The organism is Paenibacillus kribbensis (genome assembly GCF_002240415.1).
Taxonomy (GTDB): domain Bacteria; phylum Bacillota; class Bacilli; order Paenibacillales; family Paenibacillaceae; genus Paenibacillus; species Paenibacillus kribbensis.
Genome location: NZ_CP020028.1, coordinates 4,498,700 through 4,511,583, shown reverse-complemented (window position 1 = coordinate 4,511,583; position 12,884 = coordinate 4,498,700). Strand labels below are relative to the sequence as shown.

Sequence of the window (12,884 nt, the reverse complement as noted above, 5' to 3'; positions counted from 1 at the left end):
CGTTGAATAATCAACGTTGCAGATGAACAGCCAGGAGGGAATATCATATGAAATATCAGACTATTGATGAAGCCAATCGGGCGGTTATTGACAAAATTGCTGGCGGAGCGCCGTTTCTCGTCGATGTAGTACCGGCACATACCGTCATTCCGGAGTTGGAAGGCAAGACGCTGCTGCATGCGGGGCCGCCGATAGCATATAAGGACATGACAGGCCCCATGCAAGGCTCGTGCGTAGGTGCTGCTTTATTTGAGGGCTGGGCGAAGGATGAAATGGAGGCCCGCAGCATGCTTGAACAGGGCGATATCCATTTCATCCCGTGCCACCACGTCAAGGCAGTCGGACCTATGGGAGGAATCACATCCGGTAATATGCCAGTATTCGTAGTCAATAACCGTTCCGAAGGCAATGAGGCATACTGCATCATGAATGAAGGCATCGGCAAGGTGCTTCGCTTTGGGGCTTACTCAGAAGAAGTTATTACCCGTTTGACATGGATGAAGGACGTGCTTGGTCCGACGCTTTCGCGGGCGCTTAAGGTGACGAAGGAAGGTCTTAACCTGAATGTCATGATCGCAAAAGCCATTACGATGGGGGATGAATTCCATCAACGCAATATTGCCGCTTCGCTCGTTTTTTTGAAAGAAATCAGCCCTTATATCGTAAATCTGGATATGGACAAGCAGGAGATGCAAAGCGTTATCAAATTTTTGGCGGATACCGATCAATTTTTCCTGAATATCATGATGGCAGCGTCCAAGGCTGTAATGGACGGGGCCCGTACCATCCAAGCAGGCACGGTCGTAACCGCCATGTGCCGGAATGGACAGGACTTTGGCATCCGCATTAGCGGTATGGGAGACGAATGGTTTACCGCACCCGTAAATACGCCGCAGGGGCTGTTCTTTACCGGCTTTTCACAAGCGGATGCCAACCCGGACATCGGCGACAGCGCGATTACGGAAACGTTTGGCGTTGGCGGGATGGCGATGATTGCCGCTCCAGGCGTTACGCGGTTCGTCGGGGCCGGAGGGTTTCAAGATGCGTTGGCAACGAGCAATGAAATGGTCGAAATCTCTATCGACCAGAACCCGAACTTTACTGTTCCGACCTGGAACTTCCGCGGAATTTGTCTCGGTATTGATGCCAGAAAAGTAGTGGAAACGGGAATTACGCCAGTCATTAATACCGGTATTGCCCACAAGGAGCCGGGTGTGGGGCAGATCGGCGCTGGTACAGTTCGTCCGCCTGTCGAATGCTTTGAGAAGGCGCTTGAGGCTTATGCGTCGAAGCTCGGACTTCTGTAAAGCGTCGCTTTATACATCTTGTCTCATGGGAGAGGAGATTCACGCCCAGCTTACGGCATTCCTCTCCCGGAGGCCGATTGGCCGTGTCCACAGCATTTTCGAGAACGGAATCAACCTGGCTATGGAAGACGAGTTGATTTTTGTCGGGACAACGAAGAACGGCAGGGTTCCGTTCGGCATTCATATGGGACAAGAAAGTGTCAGAAGGCTGCGTTTTTATGTCAGGTGCAATGACGAGGTTGTTGCCAGGACGCCGGACATGCTTCAATTCTGTCATCCCCAATACCCGGTGACACTTGATCTTTCGCGAGCCACGTCATTCCATTATGAAATCCGTGCCTATCATTACAGTAGTTTTCTTGATTTATTTCACGTGGATACATTAATGGCAACATGCCTCACTTGGGGGGTGCCGACGGGACTCGACGTTGAATGGAATCGCTTTCTAGCGAATGATTACAGGCCGGATGATCGGCAGTATGCTACGATACAGCATGCGGAGCAATTGCTTGACGCCTTGTTATCCGGCGAGGTTCGAGCCATCGCGGCGCCTTTGCGTTATTTTCTGGGGCGTGGGCCAGGACTGACACCGTCGGGAGACGATTTCCTTATCGGATTGTTGGCCGTTCATAGATTGACCGGCGCTTTTCATCCAGCGTTTTTGACCATCTTGCGTCATATTTTGGAAACAGAAGCCATTACGACAGATGTGAGCAAAGCTTATTTGCTCCATGCGCTGGATGGCCGATTCAGTGACAAGGTAACCCGGGTGCTGAACGCGATGGTTATGAGAAATGTATCTTATTTTCAAACCAGGCTTTTGCTATTGCTGCAAACCGGACACAGTTCCGGAATCGATACGGTATTTGGGATCGCCAATGCCATCATGGCCCTAAGGAGGTATAAACATGTCAGAACGAGTTGTGATTGCATTGGGGGGCAACGCCATTTTGCGGCCACACCAAGAAGCAACCTATGAGAACCAGCTAGAAAATGTACGCAGCAGCAGTGAAAAGATTGCTGATATCGTGGAAGCGGGCTATAAAGTCGTCATTACACATGGCAATGGTCCGCAGGTGGGATTGATTTTGCAGCAAAATGAAGAAGCAAAAGAGGTTGTCTCTCCTTTTCCGTTAGACGTATGCAGTGCGGAGTCTCAAGGATTGATCGGTTACATGCTCGATCAATCCTTAAAGAATGAACTGCGGAAGCGGGGCCTGACACAGCAGGTCGTCAGTGTGCTGACACAAACGCAGGTATCCGAGGAAGATGAAGCCTTTCTGCATCCGACCAAGCCAATCGGCACCTTCTACAGCGAAGAGCAAGCCAGACAAATGATACAGAAGAAAGGCTGGAACATGCAGGAAGATGCGGGCCGGGGGTGGCGTCGTGTCGTTCCTTCGCCGCAGCCGCAGTCTATTTTGGAGGCAGAAACCATTATGGGGCTTGTCGAGAGCGGAGCAATTGTCATTGCTTCCGGAGGCGGAGGCATTCCGGTTATCCGGCAAACGGACGGCACGATTAAAGGCGTCGAAGCGGTAATCGATAAGGATCGCAGCGGCCGCAAATTGGCCGAGGAAGCGAACGCCGATATCTTCATGATGGTGACAGACGTGCAAAATGTTTTCATTCATTACGGCAAGCCGGAGCAGCAGGCGCTAGGCCATATCAGTATGGAGGAAGCCAAACAGTACGTTCAGGAGGGACATTTCTCCACAGGCAGTATGGGACCGAAGATAGAGGCGGCTATATCATTTGCAGAACAAGGAAAATACACCATTATATGTTCGATCGAAGATGCCGTTTCGGCTCTCAGGGGAATAGCTGGTACGCATATTTCCTGATTAGCCGGCACAGTCAAGAGGGTGCAAGCGTCCACATTAGTCATAATTTGTAAAGTAGACGAGAGAGAAACACATCATCATGCAGCAACCGTTTCCTGGTATTCAATCGGGGAGCGGTTGTTTCGTTTTTTCTGAAAGAGCTCGTAGTTTATAGAACATAATATATTCTCTTACGGTCTGCTTAAGCTCATCTTGCCATGTTTGCACAGGCTTGGTGGTGGCTATTCCAATTAATTGGCAACAACACGGATTTGTGTAGAGAAATCCCCGGATATTTAAACGCCTTTGGGATAACAGCAAAACTATAATAAAAAGGAATTTAAATTATGTAAGCGCAATCATTTTTGGGTATTTGCTTGTCATCACAATACAATCGAGGAGGACGACTTGGATGGCTCAAAGGAAAGGCGCATGGCGAAAGGGAAGCTTGACGGCCGCGTTGGCAGCGATGCTGGCGATGACAGGCACGACTGGAGGAGTGGCTGCGGAAGACTTGACCGAACCGACGACGCTACAGACGGAATCAACAATTGCTACTGAACAGTATCGCAGTGGCAGCATCCAACTGGAAAAGCTGGATCGCGGACTGGTAGCTGCGGTGACGCAGGAGGGTGTGTTTTTAAGTTGGCGGCTATTGGCCCAGGAAGTGAATGGCTACGGCTCAACAGGACTGACGGGAGCGGACTTTAACGTATACCGTGACGGCAAGAAAATTGCGACGGTGACCGATAGCACCAACTATGTCGATAAGGAAGGAAGCGGAAATGCGGTGTACAGGGTGGCTTCACTCGTTAACGGGAAAGAAAAGGATCGCAGTGCCAAAGTGAAGCCATGGCAGCAGGGCTACTATGAGCTTCCTCTTCAAAAGCCTGCCGATGGCACAACACCCGCAGGTGAAGCCTATACCTACTCAGCCAACGATATGAGTGTGGGCGATGTGGACGGAGACGGACAATATGAGTTTTTTGTAAAATGGGACCCGTCGAATTCCAAAGATGTATCTCAGAAAGGCTACACCGGAAATACGTATGTCGATGCGTATACGTTCGAGGGCAAACTGCTGTATCGGATTGACCTCGGTGTGAATATTCGATCAGGTGCGCATTATACACAGATGATGGTGTACGATTTTGACGGAGACGGCAAAGCCGAGTTGATGTTCAAGACGGCTCCAGGCACCAAAACGATTACCTTTGACAAGAAGGGCAAGCCGAAAAAAGAAAAATATATTACCTTGCCCCGCGAGGATCGCAAAGCTGGAATTACACATCAGGATGATTACCGTTTGAGCCGCACGGATTATTATGAGCATGTAGTGAACATGTTCATGAACTGGACGAAGCATGAAGAAGTGGTCAAAGGACAGTGGCCTGCTACGCTGGAGGAGTGCTTTGGTATTGCTCCCAAGTACAGCTATCCGTTATCCCGAAAGGATGCGGAAAGCCTGACGGACTATTTTATGGATGTATACGCCCCTTCGCGGAGCGACAAAAACAAGCTGAGAGAGTTCGAAGGCTTTATTGTGGATGGGCCGGAGTATTTGACCATTTTCAAAGGAAAAACGGGAGCTGAGCTGGAAACCATCCGCTATGAGCCGGAGCGCCATGACGACGGCCTCATGTGGGGAGATTACGCTATGGCCCGGATTGAACCTGCCAACCGTGTAGATCGTTTCCTGGCAGGGGTGGCTTATCTGGACGGCCGCAAGCCTTATGCTGTTTTTGCACGCGGCTATTATACCCGTTCCACGCTGGTCGCCTATACATGGGACGGCCGCCATCTCCAAAAGCATTGGATGGTGGACAGCGGTTGGGCACCCATGACCAATCCGTTTAACGATAGCCCACACGGACGGGACGGAACAGACCCGAAATTCGGCACCTTGACTACACAGGGAGCGCACTCACTGAGTATGGTGGATGTAGATGGTGACGGCAAGGACGAGATCGTATACGGCTCTGCTACCATCGACCATGACGGCAGCCTGCTGTACAGCTCGTTTGATGTCATGCCTCCTGAAAGCGCCATTCCGGGCCAAACCGCCAGACTGGGACACGGCGACGCACTGCATGTGACTGATATTGACCCGGATCGGCCGGGCAAAGAAATCTTTATGGTGCATGAGGGTGGAACCTATGCTCCATATGGCTATTCGCTACGGGATGCCAAGACGGGTAAAGTCATCTACGGCGGATATTCCGGCAAGGATACAGGCCGCGGAATGATCGGCGACATAGACCCGGATCAGCGAGGGCTGGAGACCTGGGCTATGGGCTTGTGGACTGCGGCGGGCAAGCAACTTGATACGAAGATGCCAGGCACCAATATGAGTATCAAATGGGCTGCCAATATGACCACACAAATCGTGAACGGGGCGATCGACGTAACCCCTACCATTGAAGACTGGAAACGCGGCACATTGCTGACCGCAACAGGCACCAAAACGAACAACTATACGAAAGGAACGCCATCGCTGGTTGCTGACGTTTTCGGAGATTGGTGCGAGGAAATGCTTGTCCGTACAGCGGATAGCTCGGCGATCCGTATCTATTTGAGTACCGAGCCTACGACGCATAAGTTATACACGTTGATGCATGATCCGCAGTACCGGGCGGATGTGGCGCGTCAGAATACCGGCTATAACCAGCCGTCCTACACGAGCTTTTACTTCGCATCCGATATGGATTGGGCGAACGTGCCGATTCCCAAGCTCTACACACCAAGAGCCTTGATGGAGGAAGAGAGCAGTGACGAAGCTGATGAGGCAGAGGCATCGAAGATCGATGCAACAAAGTTGGATGAAAAGGAAGTCGGTGGAGTGAAAGTTGATGGGGCGGAAATAGATGGATAGAAATAAAAGCCGAGTCAGTGAAATTAGTAGACGATTTATAATGCTAGTTGAACACTAAGATTCTATCCCGGATAAATTAATTAATGGATTAGCAAAATGGCAAGCCTCTGAATGATGTAGGGGCTTGCCGTTTTGTATTTTTAGAGCTTTTACAGCAGAGTTGAATCTATCCAGGGTCGGCATTTCTGGTTTTAGAACATCTCTAAAATAGCAAATCTGCTGAAAGCAGCGGAGAGGACGGAACGATTGCAGAAAAGCGTCAGCGGAGCGTCGTCAGAACACCTTTTTTACTCTCACCATCTATCGCAATGTCGGAGTGGACTCTCTAAATATCGGCTCTGTTTTGATATGTGTGATTTGATAAGGTCGTGAAGGATCCTTGACCCGCGCCAGCAGCATCTCAGCCGCCATAATGCCCATCTCGTTGTTGTAAATATGGACGGTAGATAGATGAGGCTCTACAATCCGGGATTCAGGAGCATTATCAAATCCAAACACAGCAATATCCTCCGGAATTCTCATGTTTTTATTTTTGAGCGCTTTCATGACACTGACCGCAATAAAATCATTGGCACACACAAACGCAGACGGCAGCACGTTCATATGCTGCAATTGTTTATCCATCCAATCCGACTCGGAGAAAAAATTTCGGTCCTGATCAATGATACAGCAGGATAAATCCACATTTAGACCGGCTTCGATTAGAGCTCGGTTATATCCAACCCACCGCTCGTTGAAGCTTTTGCAATGCTGATAATCCCCCACAAAACCGATTCGCGTTAAGCCGCCCTGAATCAGGCTTTTGGTGACAGAATAAACGCTATGTTCATTTTCCATCAACAATAAATCCGCTTTCAGGTCAGGGGAAAAAATGTCCACAGAGCAATCAATAAAGATCGTGGGCAGCCCCAACCCCGTAACAAGCTCACTATACTGTGGATCAAACATTTCAATACAAATGATTCCATCGACCTTGGAGGCTTCAAAATTATTAGGAAGTGTTCCCGCATGAATTTCATTGTCCCGCACAATATGAATCGACAGATTATACCCTTCCGCGCTTATTCTTTTCTCCAGACCACTGATGAGAAAGGAGCCAAAATGCGAGCTGTTCGGCAGATTGCATGTAAACAAGGCAATGTTACCTTGATTTTTCGGGATGAAGCTCTCCGTTTCTACATAGGCAAATTGCTTATATTTGAGTTCTATCGCTTTTTTTATGACTTTGTTCCGGGTCTCAACCGGGATGCTGTCACTCCCATTAATTGCTTTGGAGGCGGTGTTTCGGGAAATCCCCAAAGCATCGGCGATATCTTGAATAGTTACTTTTTCTTTCCTCATGGACAGGTTCCACCTTCGCTTATATATGATTGTCGGTGAGATACGGTTGCCCTTTCCGATTCTCCGTATAGACCTTAAAAATGTATCCTAAATGTATAATAGTTCGCATAAAATAGCAACGTTCGCATTACAAATGATTCAATTATTTTTACATTTGACAAGTGTGTTTAACTCAATCCTTTTAAATGATGAGTTTGAATTTAAATATAGGATGAACACAAGGATGAACAAAAAATTATATGATAAACAGAGTAATTAGGGTAATTTTAAAAGGTCTTTTATCATTTTATGTTACAAAATGACAGCTTATTAGTACAAATAACTTGGTCAAATGTAAAAATATTATTTTACAAAAATTATTGACGAATAACGTTCTGATTGGTAAATTGAAGATGTGAATTGTAAGCCTTTTCAAATTTATTGTACAAACGGTTTATTACAGACAGGGGGGATGCAAATGGCAAACTTGGCCAAGGCGGCTCAAAGAACTGCCAGACTGGGGGAGCAAAGGTCCATTCGTAGCAAATTAGACTATATTCACAAGAACTACTTTCTTTACGTACTGCTGGCGCCTGCATTGATTCTTACGATTCTTTTCAAGTATGTCCCGATGTATGGAGCCATTATTGCGTTCAAGGATTTTAGTCCACTCAAAGGAATTTGGGGAAGTGATTGGGTCGGGCTGAAATACTTTTCTAAATTCTTGAACTCGCCCAATTTTACGGATATTTTCTTTAATACGCTGAAGCTGAGCTTCTACGGTCTTTTGCTCGGGTTTCCTGTGCCGATCCTGTTGGCGGTCATGCTGAACCAAATCCGCAAGGCGGGATTGAAAAAGAATATCCAGCTTGTATTGTACGCGCCTAATTTTATCTCTGTCGTTGTCATTGTGGGTATGCTGTTTATTTTCTTGTCTCCCACAGGTCCGATCAATCAGCTCATCGCGTCGGTGACCGGCAACCCTGTGATCTTTATGACAGAGCCTGAATATTTCCGCTCGATTTATATCCTGTCTGGAATTTGGCAGGGGGCAGGGTGGTCTTCGATCATTTATGTAGCAGCCCTGGCCAATGTAGATCCTGAGCTGCATAATGCAGCCAGTCTGGACGGGGCCAACCTGCTCCAGCGCATTTGGCATATTGATTTGCCGACGATTAAACCGATCATGGCCATTGTTTTTATTCTCGCAGCCGGAGGGATCATGTCGATTGGCTTTGAGAAAGCGTATCTCATGCAGACATCCATGAATTTGCCTACCTCTGAAATTATTCCTACCTATGTGTATAAAGTCGGTTTGCAATCCGGTAATTACGCCTACTCTGCGGCTGTCGGGCTGTTCAATTCGGTAATTAATGTGGTTTTGCTGCTGACCGTTAACTTTATCGTCAAGAAGCTCAATGAGGGAGAAGGGCTGTACTAGGAAAGGAGCCTCTTTATGCATGTCAAACATTCCAATCTGGACCGCTTCATCATCAGTGTGAATTACATTTTGCTTGGTCTGGCTGTTTTAGCTATCGTAGTTCCCTTGGGTTATATCGTTATTGCGTCGTTTATGGACCCGACTGTTTTGTTAAGTAAAGGGCTATCCTTCCGGATTTCGGATTGGAGCGTGGAGGGATATCGGAAAATTTTGTCCAACCCGGCGATGCTCCGTGGATTTGCCAATTCGGTGTTCTATTCTACATGCTTTGCCCTGATCTCAGTGACCGTTTCGATTTGCGCCGGCTACGCCTTGTCGGTAAACAGCCTGGTGGGACGGAACTTCTTCATGACATTGTTTATCATCACCATGTTTTTCAGTGGAGGGCTGATTCCAACCTACCTGCTGGTCAAAAACTTAGGGATGCTGGATACCGTATGGGCCATTCTTCTTCCCGGTGCGATCAACGTGTGGGATCTGATTTTGGCGCGAACCTTCTTTAAGGGGGTGCCGAATGAATTAAAAGAAGCTGCCAACGTGGATGGAGCTTCGGATTGGACGATATTTTTCAGAATCGTGCTGCCGCTGTCCAAACCGATTATTTTTGTAATTGCGCTATATGCCTTTGTCGGTCAGTGGAATTCTTATTTTGATGCCATGATTTATCTGGATAATGCACAGCTGCATCCGCTTCAATTGGTGCTCCGATCCATTCTGATCCAAAACCAGACGATGCCTGGCATGATTAGTGACCAATTAGCGATGGCTGAGCTGAAACGTCTCTCCGAAATGATCAAATATTCATCTATTGTCATTTCCAGTCTTCCGCTACTGGTAATGTATCCTTTTTTTCAAAAATATTTTGAGAAGGGCGTTATGGTCGGTTCCTTAAAATAATAGGCGCTGTACACACCATACGCAACATGCTCCTTTACTTTATTCCATGGAGGTCATCCAGATGAAAATGCTCAAAACTGCCTCATTTGCTGCATTGGCGGCGATTCTGGTTCTTTCCGGCTGCGGCAGCAGCAGTTCCTCTAATGAGAACGATTCAACAGATGTGAATGGAAAAATGACGCTTAACTTTTTAACCCAAAGCTCACCACTCGCTCCGGCAGACCCGAATGACAAGCTGATTAACAAACGGCTGGAAGAAAAAATGGGTATTCATATTCGTTGGAAGAACTTTACCAGTGATCAGTTTGTTGAAAAAAGAAATCTGGCCATTGCCAGCGGCGATTTGCCGGATGCGGTGTTCGATGCGGGCTACTCGGATTATGATCTGCTCAAGCTCGCCAAAGACGGCGTCATTATTCCAGTGGAGGATTTAATTGAACAGCACATGCCGAATTTTAAAAAGGTGCTGGAGCAAGCGCCGGAATATAAAGCGATGTTGACCGCGCCAGATGGACATATTTACTCCTTTCCGTGGATCGAAGAATTGGGGACGGGAAAAGAAGCGATCCAGTCTGTGGATGATTTGCCGTGGATTAATGTGGAGTGGCTGAACAAGCTGGGGTTGTCCATGCCGACAACGACCGAAGAGCTGAAGCAGGTCTTGATTGCCTTTAAAACAAAAGATCCCAACGGCAACGGGCAGGCGGATGAAATTCCGTTATCGTTTATAGATAAGCCCGGCGGCGAGGATTTGGCCTTTTTATATGGGTCCTTTGGGCTTGGGGAGAACTGGGACCATACGGTAGTGACAAACGATGGAAAAGTCGTATTTACGGCGGCGGATAACGGATATAAGGAAGCGGTCAAATACATTCATGATTTATATCAGGAAGGGCTGGTGGATATTGAATCCTCCCAGCAGGATTGGAATACTTATCTGGCCAAAGGGAAGGATCACCGCTATGGCCTGTACTTTACATGGGATAAAGCGAATATTACAGGCATGAATGATAAATATGAGCTCATGCCGCCGCTGGCTGGTCCGGATGGACATGTGAATGTCACACGGACGAATGCCATAGGCTTCGATCGGGGGCGCATGGTGATCACCAGTGCCAATAAGAAGCTGGAGGCTACCGCCAAGTGGATTGACCAGCTCTATGAGCCGCTCCAGTCCATACAGAACAATTGGGGGACTTACGGGGATACCAAGCAGAAAAATATTTTTGAGTATGATGCCACAAAAGGAATGCTGAAGCATCTGCCGCTGGAAGGCTCGGCGCCGGTGGAAATCAGACAAAAGACGAACATTGGCGGACCGTTAGCTGTGTTGAATGAATACTACGGAAAATACACGACGCGGCCGGAAGATGCTACGTGGAGACTGGGTTTGCTCAAAAAGGTGATGGTTCCCCATATGCAGGCTGATCATAATTATCCCAAAGTATTTTTCTCCATAGATGAGCTGGACCGCTTATCGACCATTGAAACCGATCTGTTCGCCTATGTTCTTCGAAAACGTACGGAATGGTACCAGAACGGCAAGGTGGAGGAGGAGTGGCCGGAATATTTGCAGGAGTTGAACAGTCTGGGGCTGCAGGAATGGCTGCAAATCAAACAGGCGGGCTATAACAGAAACGCAGGCAAATGATTCTTATTCGAGGGAGCTGGAGTGTATGAACGTGATTAGGCAGGATAAATACCGCCCATCCTATCACTTTTCACCGAAAAGCGGATGGCTGAATGATCCGAATGGACTGGTTTATTTTGAAGGACGTTATCATTTGTTTTATCAGCATCACCCATTTGGCACGACATGGGGGCCTATGCATTGGGGGCACGCTGTCAGCACCGATTTGGTGACCTGGGAGGAGCAGCCGATTGCTTTGGAGCCGGATGAGCATGGGATGATTTTTTCCGGGAGTGCCGTAGTGGATGAGCAGGATACCTCCGGATTTTTCGGAGGCAGGCCGGGTTTGGTAGCTATTTTTACCCATCATGATTCACCTCCGGGTACGGGGCAGGTACGGGAGTGTCAGAGCCTTGCCTATAGTACGGATTCGGGTAAAAGCTGGATTAAATACGCGGACAACCCGGTGCTGGAGGATAAGCATTGCCTTGATTTTCGGGACCCCAAAGTATTTTGGCATAAGCCTACAGAGCAATGGGTGATGGTGCTGGCTTGTGGTCAGACGATTCGCATCTATCATTCTCCGAATCTGAAGGAATGGACCTTTGCCAGTGAATTTGGCCATGGCATCGGTAGCCATGACGCGGTCTGGGAATGCCCGGATTTATTTCCGCTGCATATTGATGGGAAGCGGGCACAGGTGAAGTGGGTCATGCTCGTAAGTATTGGTGATGCTCCGACGATTCGGGAAGGGTCCAGAACACAGTATTTTACGGGTGAATTTGATGGAACGACCTTTGTACCCGATGCAGATAGTGAAAAGGTCCGCTGGCTCGACCATGGCAGGGATAACTACGCAGGTGTGTGCTGGTCGGATATCCCGGTGAGGGACGGACGACGCCTGTTTATTGGATGGATGAGCAACTGGAGATATGCCAATCTGACACCGACGGAACGCTGGAGAGGTGCCATGTCCATTCCGAGAGAGCTTACGCTTGAAACGAGAGAGGACAAAGTTGCACTTATTCAGCGGCCTGTCCGGGAACTGGAAGGACTGAGAACTCCCGTCCTGTCCCTGAAAGAGCCGTCTTTGGCGGAAATACGGGCCGCATTTTCGGCCCTGAGGTTGGACTGCTATGAGCTTGCAGCTGAGGTGGCGACCGTCGGAGACTTTGGTTTCAAGCTGCGGGTATCAGATCAGCAGGAGACACTCGTCGGTTATGCATCCGAAACACAGGAGGTATATGTAGACCGGACACGGTCAGGCTGTTCGGATTTTCATAAGGACTTTGCGGGAAGGCACGCCGTCTCGCTGGAAGCGGTAGAAAACCGATTGCACATTCATATCTATGTGGATCGGTCGTCTATTGAAGTGTTTTTTAACCACGGGCAGGTGGTGATTACCGATTTAATATTCCCTGATGCAGCCTCTAATGGTCTTGAAATATTCACAGCGGATGAACAGATTACGTTGTATTCGCTGGAGCTTTATGAGCTGAAATGAATGAGATGTTCTCGATATCAGCTCCACAGCGATTTTTTTCAGCATTTTGTAGTGAAAGCGCGGTATTGATCCGTACTGGAAGGTGGGAGG

Annotated in this window: 9 protein-coding genes; 8 read left to right on the top strand and 1 reads right to left on the bottom strand. The window is 48.3% G+C overall.

All coding sequences use genetic code 11. The features are described from left to right. Positions 1-47 precede the first annotated feature (47 nt). The 4 genes from B4V02_RS20100 (at position 48) to B4V02_RS20085 (ending at position 6,002) form a co-directional block, all read left to right on the top strand. Complete coding sequence (locus B4V02_RS20100) at positions 48-1,307, top strand: YlbE family protein (RefSeq protein ID WP_094156129.1); 1,260 nt, start codon at positions 48-50, stop codon at positions 1,305-1,307. After that, positions 1,282-2,286 carry an oxamate carbamoyltransferase subunit AllH family protein gene (locus B4V02_RS20095; RefSeq protein ID WP_094156128.1) on the top strand — a complete coding sequence of 335 codons (1,005 nt, stop codon included), beginning with the start codon at positions 1,282-1,284 and terminating at the stop codon, positions 2,284-2,286. Before B4V02_RS20100 ends, B4V02_RS20095 begins: the two co-directional genes overlap by 26 nt. Continuing rightward, positions 2,216-3,151 (top strand): carbamate kinase, encoded by a 936-nt coding sequence (arcC, locus tag B4V02_RS20090; RefSeq protein WP_094156127.1) that lies wholly within the window; start codon positions 2,216-2,218, stop codon positions 3,149-3,151. Before B4V02_RS20095 ends, arcC begins: the two co-directional genes overlap by 71 nt. A 391-nt stretch (positions 3,152-3,542) precedes the next feature. After that, entirely contained in the window at positions 3,543-6,002 is a 2,460-nt protein-coding gene (locus B4V02_RS20085; protein ID WP_094156126.1) for a rhamnogalacturonan lyase, read from the top strand. Positions 6,003-6,302: 300 nt separating this feature from the next. Here B4V02_RS20085 and B4V02_RS20080 read toward each other — a convergent pair whose 3' ends face one another. Then, positions 6,303-7,343, bottom strand: a complete 1,041-nt coding sequence (locus B4V02_RS20080) for a LacI family DNA-binding transcriptional regulator (protein WP_094156125.1) — start codon at positions 7,341-7,343, stop codon at positions 6,303-6,305. A 457-nt stretch (positions 7,344-7,800) separates the two neighbouring features. Between B4V02_RS20080 and B4V02_RS20075 the strand changes: the two genes are divergently transcribed. From B4V02_RS20075 to B4V02_RS20060, 4 genes are all read left to right on the top strand, one after another. Then, a complete protein-coding gene (locus B4V02_RS20075; RefSeq protein WP_007429036.1) occupies positions 7,801-8,763 on the top strand; it encodes an ABC transporter permease in 963 nt (320 codons plus the stop codon). Between the two features lie 15 nt (positions 8,764-8,778). Next, positions 8,779-9,660, top strand: coding sequence for a carbohydrate ABC transporter permease (locus tag B4V02_RS20070; protein WP_007429037.1), 882 nt, complete (start codon positions 8,779-8,781; stop codon positions 9,658-9,660). A gap of 61 nt (positions 9,661-9,721) precedes the next feature. After that, a complete protein-coding gene (locus tag B4V02_RS20065; RefSeq protein WP_094156124.1) occupies positions 9,722-11,311 on the top strand; it encodes an ABC transporter substrate-binding protein in 1,590 nt (529 codons plus the stop codon). A 25-nt stretch (positions 11,312-11,336) separates the two neighbouring features. Then, positions 11,337-12,794 (top strand): glycoside hydrolase family 32 protein, encoded by a 1,458-nt coding sequence (locus B4V02_RS20060; protein ID WP_094156123.1) that lies wholly within the window; start codon positions 11,337-11,339, stop codon positions 12,792-12,794. Positions 12,795-12,884 lie beyond the last annotated feature (90 nt).

What these genes read in the sequence shown, in the direction of transcription:
- B4V02_RS20100 (WP_094156129.1), top strand. Translation starts at nt 48, where the DNA reads ATGAAATATCAGACTATTGATGAAGCCAATCGGGCGGTTATTGACAAA.
- B4V02_RS20095 (WP_094156128.1), top strand. Translation starts at nt 1,282, where the DNA reads ATGCGTCGAAGCTCGGACTTCTGTAAAGCGTCGCTTTATACATCTTGT.
- arcC (WP_094156127.1), top strand. Translation starts at nt 2,216, where the DNA reads ATGTCAGAACGAGTTGTGATTGCATTGGGGGGCAACGCCATTTTGCGG.
- B4V02_RS20085 (WP_094156126.1), top strand. Translation starts at nt 3,543, where the DNA reads ATGGCTCAAAGGAAAGGCGCATGGCGAAAGGGAAGCTTGACGGCCGCG.
- B4V02_RS20080 (WP_094156125.1), bottom strand. Translation starts at nt 7,343, where the DNA reads ATGAGGAAAGAAAAAGTAACTATTCAAGATATCGCCGATGCTTTGGGG.
- B4V02_RS20075 (WP_007429036.1), top strand. Translation starts at nt 7,801, where the DNA reads ATGGCAAACTTGGCCAAGGCGGCTCAAAGAACTGCCAGACTGGGGGAG.
- B4V02_RS20070 (WP_007429037.1), top strand. Translation starts at nt 8,779, where the DNA reads ATGCATGTCAAACATTCCAATCTGGACCGCTTCATCATCAGTGTGAAT.
- B4V02_RS20065 (WP_094156124.1), top strand. Translation starts at nt 9,722, where the DNA reads ATGAAAATGCTCAAAACTGCCTCATTTGCTGCATTGGCGGCGATTCTG.
- B4V02_RS20060 (WP_094156123.1), top strand. Translation starts at nt 11,337, where the DNA reads ATGAACGTGATTAGGCAGGATAAATACCGCCCATCCTATCACTTTTCA.